21 protein-coding genes are annotated in these 16,163 nt (G+C 62.8%); 16 read left to right on the top strand and 5 right to left on the bottom strand.

What is annotated here, in order from left to right:
• The first annotated feature begins 98 nt into the window (after positions 1-98).
• Genes minC through minE form a run of 3 tightly spaced genes read left to right on the top strand, consistent with a single transcriptional unit; the run spans position 99 to position 1,968 of the window.
• On the top strand, positions 99-857 hold the full coding sequence (gene minC / locus ABZ720_RS12365; protein ID WP_366555840.1) for a septum site-determining protein MinC: 759 nt from the start codon (positions 99-101) through the stop codon (positions 855-857).
• A gap of 26 nt (positions 858-883) precedes the next feature.
• Positions 884-1,699, top strand: coding sequence for a septum site-determining protein MinD (gene minD, locus ABZ720_RS12360; protein WP_366555839.1), 816 nt, complete (start codon positions 884-886; stop codon positions 1,697-1,699).
• Complete coding sequence (gene minE / locus ABZ720_RS12355; protein ID WP_366555838.1) at positions 1,696-1,968, top strand: cell division topological specificity factor MinE; 273 nt, start codon at positions 1,696-1,698, stop codon at positions 1,966-1,968. The genes minD and minE overlap by 4 nt, the downstream gene beginning before the upstream one ends.
• A 46-nt stretch (positions 1,969-2,014) precedes the next feature.
• On the opposite strand, the gene ABZ720_RS12350 is transcribed toward minE, so the two are convergent.
• Positions 2,015-2,260: a ParB N-terminal domain-containing protein gene (locus tag ABZ720_RS12350; RefSeq protein ID WP_366555837.1), complete on the bottom strand. Its 246-nt coding sequence runs from the start codon at positions 2,258-2,260 to the stop codon at positions 2,015-2,017.
• A 167-nt stretch (positions 2,261-2,427) separates the two neighbouring features.
• Here ABZ720_RS12350 and ABZ720_RS12345 point away from each other — a divergent pair, with 167 nt between their 5' ends.
• The 7 genes from ABZ720_RS12345 (at position 2,428) to ABZ720_RS12315 (ending at position 8,153) form a co-directional block, all read left to right on the top strand.
• Positions 2,428-3,501, top strand: a complete 1,074-nt coding sequence (locus ABZ720_RS12345; RefSeq protein WP_366555836.1) for an ABC transporter ATP-binding protein — start codon at positions 2,428-2,430, stop codon at positions 3,499-3,501.
• 98 nt (positions 3,502-3,599) lie between these two features.
• Positions 3,600-3,899: a twin-arginine translocase TatA/TatE family subunit gene (locus ABZ720_RS12340; RefSeq protein WP_366556006.1), complete on the top strand. Its 300-nt coding sequence runs from the start codon at positions 3,600-3,602 to the stop codon at positions 3,897-3,899.
• A 67-nt stretch (positions 3,900-3,966) separates the two neighbouring features.
• Entirely contained in the window at positions 3,967-4,476 is a 510-nt protein-coding gene (gene tatB / locus ABZ720_RS12335) for a Sec-independent protein translocase protein TatB (protein ID WP_366555835.1), read from the top strand.
• Positions 4,477-4,482: 6 nt separating this feature from the next.
• The gene (gene tatC, locus ABZ720_RS12330) at positions 4,483-5,295 is read left to right on the top strand and encodes a twin-arginine translocase subunit TatC (protein ID WP_366555834.1); all 813 of its coding nucleotides are present in this window, start codon (positions 4,483-4,485) and stop codon (positions 5,293-5,295) included.
• A 188-nt stretch (positions 5,296-5,483) separates the two neighbouring features.
• The gene (gene surE / locus ABZ720_RS12325; protein WP_366555833.1) at positions 5,484-6,266 is read left to right on the top strand and encodes a 5'/3'-nucleotidase SurE; all 783 of its coding nucleotides are present in this window, start codon (positions 5,484-5,486) and stop codon (positions 6,264-6,266) included.
• Positions 6,263-6,916 carry a protein-L-isoaspartate(D-aspartate) O-methyltransferase gene (locus ABZ720_RS12320; protein WP_366555832.1) on the top strand — a complete coding sequence of 218 codons (654 nt, stop codon included), beginning with the start codon at positions 6,263-6,265 and terminating at the stop codon, positions 6,914-6,916. The genes surE and ABZ720_RS12320 overlap by 4 nt, the downstream gene beginning before the upstream one ends.
• Before the next feature lie 10 nt (positions 6,917-6,926).
• The gene (locus tag ABZ720_RS12315) at positions 6,927-8,153 is read left to right on the top strand and encodes a peptidoglycan DD-metalloendopeptidase family protein (protein WP_366555831.1); all 1,227 of its coding nucleotides are present in this window, start codon (positions 6,927-6,929) and stop codon (positions 8,151-8,153) included.
• A gap of 26 nt (positions 8,154-8,179) precedes the next feature.
• On the opposite strand, the gene ABZ720_RS12310 is transcribed toward ABZ720_RS12315, so the two are convergent.
• Positions 8,180-9,058, bottom strand: a complete 879-nt coding sequence (locus tag ABZ720_RS12310; protein WP_366555830.1) for an ATP-binding protein — start codon at positions 9,056-9,058, stop codon at positions 8,180-8,182.
• Positions 9,059-9,284: 226 nt separating this feature from the next.
• Between ABZ720_RS12310 and yajC the strand changes: the two genes are divergently transcribed.
• The 6 genes from yajC to ABZ720_RS12280 all read left to right on the top strand — a co-directional run bounded on the left by yajC (position 9,285) and on the right by ABZ720_RS12280 (position 14,352).
• A complete protein-coding gene (gene yajC, locus ABZ720_RS12305; protein WP_366555829.1) occupies positions 9,285-9,695 on the top strand; it encodes a preprotein translocase subunit YajC in 411 nt (136 codons plus the stop codon).
• Positions 9,696-9,735: 40 nt separating this feature from the next.
• Positions 9,736-11,304 carry a protein translocase subunit SecD gene (gene secD / locus ABZ720_RS12300; protein WP_366555828.1) on the top strand — a complete coding sequence of 523 codons (1,569 nt, stop codon included), beginning with the start codon at positions 9,736-9,738 and terminating at the stop codon, positions 11,302-11,304.
• A 13-nt stretch (positions 11,305-11,317) separates the two neighbouring features.
• Positions 11,318-12,271 (top strand): protein translocase subunit SecF, encoded by a 954-nt coding sequence (gene secF, locus ABZ720_RS12295; RefSeq protein ID WP_366555827.1) that lies wholly within the window; start codon positions 11,318-11,320, stop codon positions 12,269-12,271.
• A gap of 15 nt (positions 12,272-12,286) precedes the next feature.
• Complete coding sequence (locus tag ABZ720_RS12290; RefSeq protein ID WP_366555826.1) at positions 12,287-12,664, top strand: Mth938-like domain-containing protein; 378 nt, start codon at positions 12,287-12,289, stop codon at positions 12,662-12,664.
• Positions 12,665-12,758: 94 nt separating this feature from the next.
• Positions 12,759-13,838, top strand: a complete 1,080-nt coding sequence (locus tag ABZ720_RS12285) for an AI-2E family transporter (RefSeq protein WP_366555825.1) — start codon at positions 12,759-12,761, stop codon at positions 13,836-13,838.
• Between the two features lie 37 nt (positions 13,839-13,875).
• Positions 13,876-14,352, top strand: coding sequence for a MaoC family dehydratase (locus ABZ720_RS12280; RefSeq protein ID WP_366555824.1), 477 nt, complete (start codon positions 13,876-13,878; stop codon positions 14,350-14,352).
• On the opposite strand, the gene ABZ720_RS12275 is transcribed toward ABZ720_RS12280, so the two are convergent.
• Genes ABZ720_RS12275 through ABZ720_RS12265 form a run of 3 tightly spaced genes read right to left on the bottom strand, consistent with a single transcriptional unit; the run spans position 14,301 to position 16,132 of the window.
• Positions 14,301-15,161, bottom strand: a complete 861-nt coding sequence (locus ABZ720_RS12275) for a GGDEF domain-containing protein (RefSeq protein ID WP_366555823.1) — start codon at positions 15,159-15,161, stop codon at positions 14,301-14,303. The two genes, ABZ720_RS12280 and ABZ720_RS12275, sit on opposite strands and share 52 nt — an antisense overlap.
• A gap of 3 nt (positions 15,162-15,164) precedes the next feature.
• Positions 15,165-15,557, bottom strand: coding sequence for a DUF1987 domain-containing protein (locus ABZ720_RS12270; RefSeq protein ID WP_366555822.1), 393 nt, complete (start codon positions 15,555-15,557; stop codon positions 15,165-15,167).
• Positions 15,554-16,132: a SiaB family protein kinase gene (locus tag ABZ720_RS12265; protein WP_366555821.1), complete on the bottom strand. Its 579-nt coding sequence runs from the start codon at positions 16,130-16,132 to the stop codon at positions 15,554-15,556. Before ABZ720_RS12265 ends, ABZ720_RS12270 begins: the two co-directional genes overlap by 4 nt.
• Between the last annotated feature and the right edge of the window lie 31 nt (positions 16,133-16,163).

The following is a 16,163-nucleotide window of genomic DNA, read 5'->3' as shown; positions in this document are numbered from 1 at the left end:
CCTGTGGCTGTCCTAGTCATGGTGCCAGCGGTCGCCTGGACCGGCTCTCTTCGCCGGCCACGCCGCACGAACATCGGAGCAATTTGGAGTATCAGTGGGTGGCGGTTGACCCGCAGAAAAGCACAGACGCCAGCGAGGAAAAGCCGTCGCGCCTGACGCCTATGCCGCTGCGCGGGGCAAGCTACACCATGATGGTGTTGCGTCTGGCGGAGTTGGCGCAGCCGGATTTCTTTGGCCGGCTGCAGGCCAAGATCTCCCAGGCACCGAGCTTCTTCGAGGGCGCGCCCATGCTGCTTGACCTCGACGGAACGGCAGGGGGGTCGGCTGAGGATTTCGAGGAACTGAAGCGCCGACTCCGAGAACTGCGCCTGGCCCTTGTCGGCGTGCAGGGCGGGGACGAGCGCCAGCATGAGGCTGCAATCGGGGTGGGGTTGGCAATCTTCCCCTCCTGGCGCGCCAGCAACAAATCAACGAGAGCGATCGATCCCGCCAGTGAGCGCGTCCGGCAGGAGGCGCCTCCTGAGCCACGAAAGCCCCTGTTGATCGATCGGCCGGTGCGTTCCGGTATGCAGATCTATGCGGAGGGCACCGATCTGGTGGTCACTGCGCCGGTGAGTGCGGGGGCGGAATTGCTGGCTGATGGCAGCATTCATGTTTATGCGCCCTTGCGTGGCCGCGCCCTGGCCGGTGTGTCGGGCGATACCTCCGCGCGCATTTTTTGTCGGCGGCTGGCGGCGGAGTTGCTTTCCATTGCCGGCCATCACCGGGTAAGTGAAGAGATTGCGGATGCGGTGCAGGGGCGCCCCGTACAGGTTCGCTTGCAGGGGGACAACCTGCGGATAGAGACCATCGACTGAGAGCGAAAGGTCGGAAGGACAGAAACGTGGCCAAAATCATCGTGATGACCTCAGGCAAGGGCGGCGTCGGCAAGACGACGTCGAGTGCGGCCTTTGCTGTCGGCCTCGCCGCGCGGGGCCATCGAACCGCCGTCGTCGATTTCGATGTCGGCCTGCGCAATCTCGACATCGTTATGGGATGTGAGCGCCGGGTGGTCTACGACATCGTCAACGTGATCAACGGCGAGGCGACGCTGCGCCAGGCGCTGATTCGCGACAAGCGGATGGAAAACCTCTCGATCCTGGCCGCATCGCAGACCAAGGACAAGGAAGCCCTTGAACTCGATGCCGTCGGCAAGCTGCTCGACGAACTGCGCAAGGACTTCGACTATATTGTCTGCGACAGCCCGGCAGGCATCGAGAAGGGCGCGCTGGCCGCGCTCTACTATGCCGACGAAGCGATCATCGTCACCAATCCCGAGGTCTCCTCGGTGCGGGACAGCGATCGCATTCTCGGCATCCTTTCCAGCAAGTCCCACAGGGCCGAGAAGGGCGAGGATCCGGTCAAGGAACACCTTCTGGTCACACGCTATGATCCGGCCCGCGTCGAGCAGGGGGAGATGCTCTCAGTCGAGGATGTCCAGGAAATTCTGGCAATCAAGCTGCTGGGCGTGATTCCCGAGAGCCAGGCCGTGCTGCGGGCCTCCAACATCGGCCAGCCGGTCATCCTGGATCAGGGCACCACGCCGGCCCAGGCCTACGAGGATGCGGTGGGACGCTTCCTAGGAGATATAATCGAGCAGCGTTTCGTGAGGGCTGCTCGGCGAAGCTTCTTTGCACGCTTGATGGGGAGGCCGGCATGAGCCTTTTCGGACTCTTTAAGCGCCGGGACAATGCGGCCTCCGCGGCAAAGGAACGCCTGAGCTTTGTGTTGTCGCATGAGCGGGCGGGGCGTGACGCGCCCGATTACCTGCCGCGGCTGCAGAAGGACATCCTGGCCGCCATCTCCAAGTACGTGCCGATCCCGGAGGATCACGTGTCGGTGCGTATGGCGCAGGAGGGAGGCTCCGCCCGCCTGGAGGTCAACATCGACCTGCCGCCACGACCGCCGTTGGAAGGCCGTCGCGCCTGAGGGCACGCCCGAGCGCACTGCTGAGAGCACTGCAGTGTGCCGCAGCTCAGCGCCGCGCGTTCACCAGCAGTCCGGTGATTGTGCTCTCCCCGAGAGCCCGGCAGGCTTCCAGCCTGTGCACGCCTTCGACAAGGACGAAGCGCTGGCCGTCGCGCCGCACTAGAATCGGTGTTTTCTGCCCTTCTTCCAGGATGCTCGCCGCGATCTCCTCGACCTTCTCGGGATCCAGTAGCGTGCGCAGCTTCGTCGGAACGTAGATGCGATCCATGGGCAGTTTCTGGTCGTGTAGCATGCTGTATCGATCCCGCACTGTGCATCGCTTTCACCCATCAGGCACACGGTCGGACGGTATGGCAAGTCTGGAACGGGTCGCCAGGTCATCCACGATTGTGCGCAGCGTTGTTTTCCCCCAGCACAGGCAATAGTGTCCCGCTGCCCAAGCCATAGAAGCAGCGATCCATGTCCAATCTCGTGTTCGAGCACGTCAGTCATGCCTACGGCAACCTGCGTGCTGTGGATGATGTAAGCCTTTCGGTCGACGCCGGGGAACTGGTGTGTCTGCTCGGTCCGTCCGGTTGTGGAAAGACGACGCTATTGCGACTGGCGGCAGGCCTGGAAGTGCTGCAGCGGGGGCGCGTCCTGATCGGCGACGAGGTGATGGCCGATGGCCAGCGCGACGTTCCCCCGGAAGAACGCTCCGTTGGGCTGGTGTTTCAGGATTTCGCGCTCTTTCCCCATCTCAGTGTGCAGGAAAACGTCGCCTTCGGCGTGCGCAAGGCGAGCCGCAACGAGCGCGCAGCCCGGGCGCGTGCCGCCTTGAAGCAGGTGGCCATGGAGGATTACGGCGAGGCCTATCCCCACACGCTTTCGGGCGGACAGCAGCAGCGGGTGGCCTTGGCACGTGCGCTGGCGCCCCAGCCCAGTCTGATGCTCCTCGATGAACCTTTTTCCGGGCTGGACGTGCAGTTGCGCCAGGAGGTGCGGGACGAGACCCTGCATGTGCTCAAGCGGTCCGGCGCCGCCACCCTCATGGTCACCCACGACCCGGAAGAGGCCATGTTCATGGCTGACCGGATTGCGTTGATGCACCAGGGTCGCATTCAGCAGATCGGGCGCCCGGAGGAACTCTACTATCAACCGGTTAGCGCCTTCGTGGCCGCTTTCTTCGGCGAGATCAACCGGTTGGAGTCCAGCGTCCGCGACGGCCAGGTGGAGACGCCTCTGGGCATGCTCGATGCTCAGGGCCTTGGAGAAGGTGCAGCGGTTGACGTGCTGATTCGCCCGGAGGCGATCAAGCTCCTGCCGCCGGGCGAGCATGCCGGATCAGGGCAGGTGCCGGGCACAGTGGTGACCGCAAAGCTGCTGGGCCGCACCAGTCTGGTACACCTTTCCGTCGCCGATCCTCGCCACGAGATCGACCTTCATCTGCACGTGCGCGTGCCGGGACGCTTTCTGCCGCCAGAAGGGCAGACTTTCTCCATCGATCTCGATCCGCATCAAGCCTTCGTCTTTGAATCACGCACGCGTGCATAGTGGGCATGGGCTGTCGTTGCGGTGATCAAAGGATTTTGCCATAGTCCGCAAAGGCGGCCCGCATTGGGGCTGGGACAGCTGTTGAGGAGACCCTGTTGATGGGGAGCATTATGTTGACCGATATGGTCACGGTGGCGATGGTTGGTTCCTTTAGTATCTGGCATTGGCTGATTGTTCTGGCGGTCGTTCTGGTGCTGTTCGGCGGTGGCGGCAAGATTCCGCGCCTGATGAAGGACCTCGGCTCGGGCATCAAGCAGTTCAAGCACGGCATGAAGGAAGAAGAAGAAACGACTGCCGAGTCGAAATCGATCGAGGACGAGACCGGGACCACCACGGCTCAGACCGACAAGGCCACCGCGTCGTCGAGCGAAGAAAACAAGAAGGCCGTCAACGGCTAGTACAACTCGGTGGCCGGCGGGCGGTGTTGTGCTTCGGCCTGCCCGCGGACGCCTTTGAGGTTCAGGCATGCTCGATTTCGGTTGGAGCGAAATGGCGATCATCGCCCTGCTGGCGTTGCTCGTCATCGGTCCGAAAGACTTGCCCCGGGTCTTGCGTACCATGGGGCAATTCATGCGCAAGGCGCGCTCGCTCAGCCGGGAATTCCAGTCTGGCCTGAACGAAGTGATGCGCGAAGCGGAACTGGACGACGCGCGCAAAGCCATCGAGAAGACCGGCGGTCGCAATCTGGACCGAGAGATTCGCAAGGCCCTCGACCCTGAAGACGAGGTCGAGAAGGAATTGCGCGATGTCGATCGCACGGCTCGTGACGCCGCCGGCAAGTCCGGCGGTACATCGGTGAAAAGGCCATCGGCAGGATCGAGCAGCACCGGAAGCAAAGCTGAAGGCACGGATAGCAAGGTCGTCCGACATCCGGGCCGCGGCGAAGAGTCTGATGACGCGATGAAAAGTGCGTCGGCGTCAGGCGAGGAGACCGCCAAGAGCGGCTCCGACGACAAGACCCAGAAAGCAGGCTGATCCGCCGTGGCAGACGATACGGTCGACTCCCAGAAGATGCCGCTGCTCGAACACCTGATCGAGTTGCGGCAACGTTTGCTCTACTCGGTGATCGCCCTCTTCGTGGCGTTCTTCGTCAGCTTCTTTTTTGCCGAGTATTTGTACAATTTTCTCGTCCAACCGCTGGCAGATATTCTGCTGCAGCGCGGCGACGATCGCATGGCCCGGATGATCTTTACCGATCTGACCGAGGTCTTCTTCACCTACATCAAGGTGGCCTTTTTCTTCGCTGCCTTCGTTACCTGCCCGATCTTTCTGTCCCAGATCTGGAAGTTCGTGGCGCCCGGCCTGTACAAGGAGGAACGCAAGGCCTTTGGACCGTTCCTGGTCGCCTCGCCGCTCCTCTTCTTCACCGGCGGTGCGCTGGTCTACTTCTTGATCCTGCCGCTCGCCTGGGAATTCTTCCTGCATTTCGAGACCACCGGCGGCGAAGGTACGCTGCCGATCCAGCTCGAGGCCAAGGTGGGCGAGTACCTCGCCCTCACGATGAAGCTGATCTTCGCTTTCGGCATTTGTTTCCAGCTTCCCGTGCTCATGACTCTGCTCGCGCGGGCCGGCATCGCGACGTCGGCAGGCATGGCAGCCAAGCGGAAGTATGCGATCGTGGGCGTCTTCGTGGTTGCGGCCATCTTCACGCCACCTGATCCCATCAGCCAGATCAGCCTCGCGATCCCGATCATTCTGCTCTATGAGATTTCGATCTATCTGGCGAAGATGGTCGAACGCAAACGCGCACAGCGCGAAGAAGAGCTGAACCGCGAGGCCGGAATCGAGGACTGATGCAGCGCGGGGCGGAGGCCCGCCCCGCTGTTGCTTGTGCCTTCACGTTGGTGTCCTGCCGCCGGTTTCGTGGACCTCGACCCTGTGAAGCTCTATAAGCGGGGGAGAGCAACCCGGGCGGCGAGTCGCTCCTCCGGCACGGAGGCCCAGAGCACCGCCCCACGATAATTTTGGGGTACCAGCAAGGCATGACGACGGCTGCACAGGCGCTGCGCGGAGAGCGAATTCTCGTTACGAATGATGACGGCATTCACGCACCGGGTCTGCGTGCCCTGGAGGCGGTGGCCCGCAGCCTGTCCGACGATGTCTGGGTGGTGGCCCCGGAGGTTGAGCAGTCGGCCGCAAGCCACTCTTTGACCCTTCGCCGGCCGCTGCGCATTCGACGCTTTGCCGAACGGCGTCTTGCCGTGGACGGCACGCCGACCGACTGCGTGGTGGTGGCGGTCAATCACCTGTTGAAGGATCGCCGACCGGGACTCGTGCTCTCGGGCGTGAACCACGGCGGCAACCTGGCCGAGGATGTCGGCTACTCCGGTACGGTGGCCGCGGCAATGGAGGCCACCCTGCTCGGCATCCGCTCCATTGCCTTCAGCCAGTTGCGTAGCAGCGATGCCCCCACGAGCTTCGCCGTGGCGGAACAGCATGCGCCGGACATCGTGCGCCGGCTCTATGAGATGCCGGAGATGCGCGACCGCCTGTTCAACGTGAACTTTCCTCCCGTGAGCCCGGATGCGGTCACGGGGGTGCGGGTGGCGCGCCAGGGGCGCCGGGACGATATGGTGGGGATGGTGGAAGGCCGCGATCCCGGAGGCCATCCCTATGTCTGGATCGGCCACTGGGGCGGTGACGCCACGGAAGAGAAAGACACGGATCTGGCGGCGATTCAGGATGGCGCGATTTCGGTGACGCCGCTGCACCTCGATCTCACGCACGAGAAGTCGCTCGCGCTGCTCAAGGAACGCTTCGCGTGACCCCGGAACCGCGCAAAATACGTCTGCTCATGCAGCTACGGCGCGCGGGTATTTCCGATACTGCGACGCTGGCGGCGATCGAACGGGTTCCGCGCGAGATTTTCGTCCCGCCAGCCTTTCAGGACCAGGCCTACGAGAACATCGCCCTGCCGATCGGTCAGGGACAGACCCTGAGCCAGCCAGAGGTCGTCGCGATGATGACCCAGGCCTTGCAGTCTTCCCGACAGCACACCGTGCTGGAGATCGGTACTGGCTCAGGCTACCAGGCGGCGATTCTGGCGCGGGTGGCGCGTCGGGTCTACACCATCGAGCGGCACAAGGCCTTACTGAACGAGGCTGAGAAGCGGTTCAATGAACTGCGCATCACCAACATCACACCGCGTCTCGGCGACGGCTCGCGGGGCTGGCCGGAGCAGCGCCTGTTTGATCGGATCATCGTGACCTGCGCGGCGGCCCTGCCGCCCGAACCCTTGCTGCGTCAGTTGGCGGAAGGGGGGATCATGATTCTGCCGGTGGGCACGCAGGGACGCACCCAGGAACTCCTGCGCATCCAGCGCACGCCGGACGGCGTGGAGCAAACCAGTCTCGGCATCGTGCGCTTTGTGCCCCTGGTTGCCGAGGACACCACCGCAAGACGCTCGACGGCATGAGGGCAGAAGTATGAGATCAGGCGGATTCGCGAAACTCCTGGCGTTGGGCTTGCTGGGCGCCACGTTGCTGACGGCCTGCAGCAACCCCGAGCGCATCCGCAACGCCACCCTGCCGCAATCGAGCCCGCAGTCGCAGCCGGAAACCAGTGGCCCCATTCTCCCGGAGGCGGCCACACCGGACAACAGGGACGTTGACGTAGCGCCGCTCTCTAGTGAACCGCTCTCCAGCGAACCGCCTTCCAGCCAACCGGCCACCAGCGAACCAGCGCCGGCCGCGGCGACTCGCGTACAGCCGCAGGAATCAGCCCACCGCGTGGTGGCTGGGGACACGCTCTTTTCCATTGCGCAGAGCTACGACGTGCCCCTGGCCGCGATGATCGACGCCAACAATCTGACCCCGCCCTTCGATCTGCGGGTGGGGCAGCGCTTGGACATACCATCGGTCCAGGTTCACGAGGTGAGGCGCGGCGAAACCCTCCAGGTTATCGCGGGACAGTACGAGACGACCCCGGCCCAGCTGGCCGAAGCCAACCGCCTCGAACCACCCTACAGTCTCTGGACAGGGCAGCGGCTGGTGCTGCCGGGAGGCGCCGCGTCTGAGTCCCGCGGGGAGGTCGATGTGACATTGGCCGAAGCCGCGGCTGCTACCTCTCCGGCCGGTCAGGATCCAACCCAGGTGCCGGCCGAAGAAGCTCCCCCTGAGCAAGGTGCTGTCCAGGACGAGCAGGACGCGCCGGAGCCGGCAGAGGCGATCGAGACCACGCCTCCTGCTGCGGCGGAGGAGGAGGAAGAATCCGTCGCCAGCGCCACCGCGACTCCGGAGCAGGTGAGCGCACCGCCGCCGCGGTCGGGAGGACGTTTTCTCTGGCCGCTGGAGGGTGAGATGATCGCGCGTTTCGGTCCCCAGGGCGATGGCCGCCACAATGACGGCATCAACATCGCGGCCGAACGCGGCGCCGAGGTTCGCGCTGCGGAGAATGGAGTTGTGGCCTACGCGGGCAACGAGCTGCGCGGCTTCGGCAATCTCCTGCTCATCAAGCATTCCGATGAGTGGATCACCGCCTACGCTCACAATGACCGCCTGCTGGTCAGCGCCGGAGACACGGTCTCGCGCGGTCAGGTGATCTCGCAAGTCGGCAGCAGCGGCAGCGTTGGGCAGCCGCAGCTCCATTTCGAGATTCGCAAGGGCACCCGGGCAATCGACCCCCTGCCACTGTTGGACGGGGCAGGGGGCTGATCAGGGGGCGATTTGTCGGGTCGAGGCTACTCGAGCCTCTGTCCCAGCCGACCTGCCAGATCCTGGATGAACTGCCAGGCGACACGGCCTGAGCGCGAGCCGCGCGTCACAGCCCATTCGTTTGCCTCGCGTCGGAGCGTCTCCGGTTCCAACTCGAGATTGAAGCGGCGCGCGTAGCCCTCGATCATCTCGAAGTAGGTCTGCTGATCGCAGTTGTGGAAGCCCAGCCAAAGGCCGAAGCGATCCGATAGGCTCACCTTCTCCTCCACCGCCTCGCCGGGATTAATCGCGGTGGAACGCTCGTTGTCGATCATGTCGCGCGGCAGCAGGTGCCGACGGTTGGAGGTGGCATAGAAGATCACGTTGTCGGGCCGACCCTCGACGCCGCCCTCCAGCACCGCCTTGAGTGACTTGTAGCTTGCATCGTCCTGATCGAAGGAGAGGTCGTCGCAGAAGAGGATGAAGCGCCGCTCCTCGTCGCGCAGCAGCGTCAAGAGTCGCGGCAGCGAGGGAATGTCCTCGCGATGGATCTCCACCAGCGCCAGTGGCGCATAGTCGCCGACCTTGGCCTCTTCGTTCACGGCAGCATGCACCGCCTTCACCAGTGACGACTTGCCGGTGCCGCGCGCGCCCCAGAGCAGGGCGTTGTTCGCCGGCAGTCCGCGGGCGAAGCGCTGCGTGTTGTCGTGCAATTGATCACTCTGCCGGTCGATGCCGCGCAGCAGTTCCAGCTCCACGCGGTTGGGGCGACCCACGGGCGCCAGGCGGCCCTCCTCCGGGTGCCAGACGAAGACATCGCTGCCCTCCAGCGTCATGGCTGGCGGCGGAGGAGGAGCCATGCGCTCAAGCGCGTCGGCGATACGGATGAGCAGGGCGTGGGTTTCCTGAGGGTCGGGACTGGTCATGGTTTCTCTGATGTCATGGCGTCGCGAAGAGCGCCAGGGCAGGGCCCTTGCGTCATCGTCGCGCACAGGCAGGCGGGAACGAAGCGCTAAGCTAGCGAGGGCGCCGGAGCGTCGTCAATCGAGCGCTCGGGCTTTCATTGCATTTCATGGGCACGGGGCTATAGTCCCGCCTGAATTTGCGGCCGGCTGTCTGGCCGTTCAATGAAGGCTTTACCGAGGAGCGAGCATGTTGATTTCTCCGGCCTATGCGCAGGCGGCTGGCGGTGGTGGTGGCGACATTCTGGTGTCGCTGTTGCCGATCGTTCTGATTTTTGTGGTGTTTTACTTCCTGCTGATTCGTCCGCAGCAGAAGAAGGTGAAGCAGCACCGGGCCATGGTCGAGGCGTTGCGCCGCGGTGACCGCGTCGTCACCTCCGGGGGCATCGTCGGCCAGGTCACCAAGGTCCTCAACGACGGTGAGGTCGAGGTCGAGATTGCTCAGGGCACGCGGGTGCGTGTGATCCGGCACACCATCACCGATGTGCTGGACAAGACCGATCCGGCCACGCGGTCCAAGGCGGTGGAAACTTCGTCTGACGATGCTGACGATGATGCCGAGGCCGAAGAGAAGAGCGGCCGTCGCGGTTCAGGTAAGTAAGCGCGCGCTTCCAGTCGTGCAGTAGGGGTGGTAAGCGCCGATGGTTAACATTTCCCGCGCGCAGTTGTTTGCCGTGATCGTGGTGCTGTTGGCAGGGTTGATCTTTGCCCTGCCAAATCTTCTGTCCCGCGCCACGCTCGATCAGCTGCCCTCCTGGCTTCCCAATCAACAGGTCAATCTTGGCCTCGATCTCCGGGGAGGCTCGCACCTCCTTCTGGAGGTCGATGTCGATGGGGTTTTCGAGGAGCAACTCGCCGGATTCGTCGATTCCGTGCGCGTTGAACTGCGTCGGGCGAACATCGGCTACACTGGCCTCGGTCTCGAGGGAAACAGCGTCGTCTTCAGCCTGCGCGATACCGCCGAGATCGACCGGGCGCGAGAGGTGCTGCGGGACTATATCGGGGATGCCACCTTGCGGATCTCCGATGATGGCAGCGGATCTATTACGCTGAGCGATCAGGCCATGGCCGAGCGTCGCATAAGCGTGGTGCAGCAATCCATCGAGATTGTGCGCCGACGCATCGACGAAACCGGCACGCGCGAGCCGACAATCGCCCGTCAGGGCGAGGACCGCATTCTCGTGCAGCTGCCGGGTGTGGATGATCCGCAGCGGGTGAAGGATCTGCTGGGCCAGACAGCGCGCTTGTCGTTTCATCTCGTCGATGAGGATGTGGTGCCGGGCGTCGACAGTGTGCCGCCCGGATCGCGCCTCCTTCCGGCTCAGGAAGCCGACCCGACCGGACAGGTGCGCGAGTATGTGGTGCGCAACCGCGTGATGGTCAGTGGCGACAACCTGGTGGACGCGCAGGCGACCTTCCAGGAAGGCCAGCCCGTCGTCTCCTTCCGCTTCGATTCGGTGGGGGCACAGCGCTTCGGTGACACCACGCGCAACAACGTGGGTCGCCTCTTTGCCATCGTGCTCGACGAAGAGGTCATCTCCGCTCCGGTGATCCGCGAGCCCATTCTGGGCGGGCGCGGCGTGATTTCCGGGAGTTTCGCCACCCAGGAGGTGCAGGACCTCGCGTTGCTTCTGCGCGCCGGCGCTTTGCCCGCAGAGCTGACGGTACTGGAAGAGCGCTCAGTGGGACCGGGTCTCGGTGCGGATTCCATCGCCGCAGGCGAAACCGCGTCACTGCTGGGACTTGTCCTGGTGATGCTCTTCATGGCGGCGGCCTATGGGCTGTTCGGCTTGATGGCGGCTTGCGCCCTGCTGCTCAACCTGATCCTGATCCTAGCGGTGCTGTCTGGCCTGCAGGCAACGCTGACGCTGCCGGGAATCGCCGGCATCGTGCTGACCATCGGCATGGCGGTCGACGCCAACGTGCTGATCTTCGAGCGCATCCGTGAGGAAGTGCGGAACGGCCGGGGTCCCGTATCGGCCATCGACATCGGCTATCGACAGGCGCTCTCGGCCATCATCGACGCTAATGTGACGACCCTGATCGCCGCCGTGCTGCTGTACAACTTCGGCACGGGTCCGATCCGCGGCTTTGCGGTGACCCTGGGGATCGGTCTTGTCACTTCAATGTTCACAGCAATCATGATCACGCGCCTCATGGTGGTCGGCTGGCTCCGTGCCGGCCGCGCCAAGAAGGCCCTGCCGATCTAACGGAGGCGCGCCAATGCCACTGATTCGACTCCTTCCCGCCGAACCGCGAATCCCCTTTCTTGCGGTCCGTTATTGGTTCCTGGCGATTGCCATGATCCTGATGACCGGCTCCATTGCCACCTTCTTTGTCCAGGGCCTCAACTTCGGGGTTGATTTTCGCGGAGGCATCCTCATGGAGGTCCGCACCGACGCGCCAGCGGACCTGGAAGACATGCGCAGCCGCTTGGGTGCACTTGATATTGGCCCGGTCACGCTGCAGGAGTTCGGTGAACCGACGGACGTCCTGATCAACCTCCAGCGCCAGGACGGCACCGAGGACGCGCAGATGGACGCCATCAACGCGGTTCGGGCGGAACTCGGCGATGAAGTGGCGGAATATCGCCGGACCGAGTTCGTGGGCCCCCGGGTGGGCGAGGAGCTGCGGCGCGCCGGCATGATGGCCACGCTGCTCTCGCTGTTGGGAATCGGGCTCTATATCTGGTTCCGGTTTGAATGGCACTTCGCCATGGCATCCCTGCTGGCGCTGGTGCACGACGTCATTGTCACTATCGGATTCTTCTCCTTCACGCAGATCGAGTTCAACCTGACCACCTTGGCAGCCGTGCTCACCATCGCGGGTTACTCTATCAACGATACGGTTGTGGTCTTCGACCGTGTGCGTGAAACAATGCGCAAATACAAAAAGAAATCGATGCCCGAGATGCTCAATGAGGCATTGAACCAGACGCTGACGCGCACAATTATGACCTCAGTGACCACGCTGATTGCACTGGGCACCCTCTATTTCTTTGGTGGCGAGGTCATTCGCGGCTTCACGGCGGGTTTGATCTGGGGCGTGATCATCGGCACCTTCTCGACTGTCGGAATTGCCGTGCCGCTGCTGTACTATCTGGGGCTGAAGCGGGCGACAATGCAGCCCTCCGAAGAGGGCGGCAAGGAGCAGGCCGGCAATCAAACCGTCGGCTAAGGTAAGGCGGCAAGAATGGACGTCACACCGCTGATCCCCGAGGGGCGGCAGGTCATTGAGACCTACGGCGACGGCGGCTTTCGCGTGTCGGGCACGCGCTGGAAGGGCTCGGTCCTGATCATGCCGCAGCGGACGCTGTCCTGGGCGCCCCAGGCCTTTGCGCAGATAACGCTGGAAAGCCTTGCGCCGCTTATCGAGGCTGACGATCGCATCCAGGTGTTGCTGCTGGGCTGCGGCAAGGGCGCCCAACTGCCGTCGAAGGATTTCCGCGCAAGCCTGCGAGACCACGGCATTGTCATTGAGGCCATGGACACCGGCGCGGCCGCGCGGACCTACAACGTGCTGATGGCTGAGGAGCGCGCTGTCGCAGCGGCCCTGATAGCTGTGCAATGAGCTTCATCCGCTCTGTACGTACGCCTCTGCCGGGAGTACCTTTTTCGAGTAGCGGCCAGATGGAGCGGACGTTCTTTGTGCCCGGTAATCTTGAATGAATCCGATCAGTAATTGGTTCCGGCGACATTTCAACAACCCCCAGGTGATTATCCTGGTGCTTTTGTTGACAGGTCTCACCTTGGCGGTGATGGCGTTTGCTGGAATTCTGCTTCCTTTCCTCGTCTCCCTGGTCATCACCTACCTGCTGCTTGGTCCCGTACGCCTGCTTGAGCGGCTGCACGTGCCGCGCCTGCTGGCGGTTGTACTGGTGTTCGTGGGGTTCCTGACGGCCGTCGCTTTTCTGATGCTGACGGTGGTGCCGGTCATGGTGCAGCAGGCCGTCGATCTTGCGCGCAACTTGCCCTCGATTTTCGCTGCGATGCAGACGGCACTGATGGAATTGCCACAGCAGTATCCGGCGCTGTTCGACCCGCAGCAGATGGAGCAGGTCATTGCGTCCCTGCGCAGTGAAGTCCTCATCCTGGGGCAGCGGGTGTTGGGTTGGTCGGTGACCTCCCTCTACACCCTTGCCGCCCTGGCGATCTACGCCGTGCTGGTGCCCCTTCTGGTCTTCTTCATGCTGAAGGACCGCGAGCGGATCGTGAACTGGATGGTGCAGTTTCTCCCGGAGGAACGTCCCCTTGCGGATCGGGTGTGGCGCGATGTGGATCGACAGCTTGGCAACTACATCCGGGGCAAGGTCGTCGAGATTATCATCGTCGGCGTGGTGACCTATATTGGCTTCATGCTGGTCGGCCTGAATTTCTCGCTCTTGCTGGCGGTCCTGACCGGCCTGTCGGTGCTGGTGCCCTACATCGGGGCGACCGTCATCACCTTGCCGGTCGCTGTCATCGCCTATGTCCAGTTCGGATTGGGGCCGGGCTTTATCTGGGCGGTGGGGACCTACCTGGTGATTCAGGCCCTGGACGGGAACGTCCTGGTGCCTGTTCTCTTTTCGGAGGTCGTGGATCTCCACCCTGTGGCGATCATCGTGGCCATTCTCTTCTTCGGTGGGGTCTGGGGGTTCTGGGGCATTGTCTTCGCCATTCCCTTGGCTACCGTTGTGCAGGCCGTGCTCGCGGCCTGGCCGGAGTCGCCGCGACAACGCCTGCCGCGACCTACGGCCGGCGAGTGATCGTATCGAAGCGGTTTGAGGAAGAAGGGACGCAGCAATGTCGCAGGATCTCTGGTTTGAGGATTTCACCGTCGGACGCCGCTTCGAAACGCGGGGCGTCACCTTGAGCGAGTCGCAGATCCTGGACTTTGCCCTGCAGTGGGATCCGCAGCCTTTTCACATCGATGTCGAGGCGTCGGAAAGCTGGGGCTATGGTGGACTGATCGCCAGCGGCTTCCATACACTCTGCGCGGCTTTTCGCATGGTGGTGCAGGCGCGTATTTTCACGGCCGCCAGTTTGGGTTCGCCCGGAATGGACAAGCTGCGCTGGATGCGCCCTGTGCGGCCTGGAGATACGATCAGAACCGAACTCGAAGTGCTTGACGCACGCGCTTCTCAATCGAAGCCCGATCGGGGCATCGTGACCATGCTCTATCGCGTGTTCAACCAGCGCCGCGAAGAGGTGATGCGGCTGGAAACGGTTCAGATACTGCGCCGCAGATCAGCCGAGGGCTCATCTGTCCCCTCGGTATAGACCCTGTAGCAGTCGCGCCCGCTTTGCTTGGCCAGGTAGAGCGCCTTGTCCGCCCGCGCCAGGGCGCGTTCGATGCTGACATCCTCAGCGAGACACTCCGCTATCCCCACTGAGGCCTGATAGTGCAGGCTTGTCCCGTCGTCCAGGGTCACGCGCGAGTCGCTGAGGTGGCGTAAAAAGCGCGCAGCGACCGTTTCCGCGGCAGCGGCGTTGGTGCGCGGCAGCAACACGGCAAACTCCTCGCCGCCGAGCCGACCGACAGTGTCTATGTTGCGGAAGATCTCGTTGCAGATCTGGCCGAAGTGCTTGAGCACCTCATCACCGACTGCATGCCCGTGACGGTCATTGATCTCCTTGAAGTGATCGAGGTCGAACAGCAGAACCGCCAAGGTTTCGCCGAAGCGCTGCGCGTTGCGCAGATCCCGCTCGGCCAGAGTGAAGAAGTGGCGACGTGAGGCCGTGCCGGTGAGCATATCGACCGTTGCCTGACGCCGGAGTTCCTCCGCCAATTCTTCGCCGCGCACGATCTCCTGCTGCAGTGCCGTGTTCAGCCGGGTCAGCTCCTTCGCCTGGTCGGCCAGGTTGCGGTTGGCCACCTGAAGTTCGAGCTGGCTGCGGTCGCTCAGGCGAATGAGCCGGCGTTGCTCGCGCAGGCTCTGGCGCACGACCTTGGACATCCATTCCAGTCGGTCAGCCGCCCGATGGAGCATCCCGACCATCTCTTCGGACTCGAGAATGAGTCGCTCTTCCGCATCGAAGAGGGTAAAGCCGTCTTGCTTCTCGCCGGTCTGCTTCCGTTGGCCCGTCATTGGTTAACTATAGGGTTGAAGCGCGAAGTTGACGTGCTGGAAATCCTCGGCGAAGTCGTGTCCGAACTCCTCCATCGTATCGTCGTCGTTATGATAGTGCCAGTTGATGGAGACTTTCCGCCCCTGTGCGGCGGCGTCCTCAAGCATCTGGAATATATTCATCAAGGCCTTGGCGCTGCTGGAGTTGAAGTAGGCCAGATTCAGGTCGAGGACGAGGTCTGGTCCAGGCGCGCTCAATTGGTCCTCGATCTCCTTCAAAAGCGGTCCGAAGAAGGCAGCCGCATCTTCGGGGTAGGACTCGCCACTGATCTTCATCCGACCTTTGGTGAAATCAAAACAGATATAGGGCGAGCGTTCTCCAGAAGGGATCTCGATGATTTTGGGGTCGCTGGTCATACGTGGACCTTCAGACAAAAGAAGGAGCGTTGGTCATCGATATCGACGAAATCGAACTCGATCGGTTGGCTTGAACGCCGCGCAATTTCGATGAGGCCAAGCGACGCGCCCAGGCTGCCTTCCTCGGGCGGTTCGCGCAGCTTCTCTCGATAAACGGTTCTCAGTTCGTCCTTGTCGAGCGCTGACAGCCGAGTCAGGCGCTCGCGCAAAGCATCCTTCCGCGAGCGTTCCAGCGTGTTGGCGCAGACAATGAAGAAGTTCTGCCCGTCCTTGCCCACCGAAACAAGTCCGGAGCCGAGCATTCCATCATCCGGATCCCGTTGCGGGAGCTTGTCGGAGGAATAGCGAATGATGTTCTGGACCTGCTCGACGAAAACGGAAAACAGTCGCTTGGTGCGGTTGCTATCGCTTTCCTCCTGCTCGACCCGCCGGCGCAGCGTCTCGCCGAGCGCGAAGAGGATCGATTCCGATACGAAGCCGCTGTAGGAGAGAATGGCGCCGGTTTCGTCCTGGTCCCGCTTGAAGGCGAGGTAGGTCTTGGCCAGCCCGCTCGATGCACCCCCGGTGTGAGTCATATAGTTCTGCCCTTCATACCACTGTTGGGGA

It is taken from the genome of Aquibaculum sediminis, assembly GCF_040712085.1.
GTDB lineage: Bacteria > Pseudomonadota > Alphaproteobacteria > Kiloniellales > DSM-21159 > Aquibaculum > Aquibaculum sediminis.
Note: the sequence above shows the minus strand (reverse complement) of the source record. Positions and strands in the feature narration are given on the sequence as shown.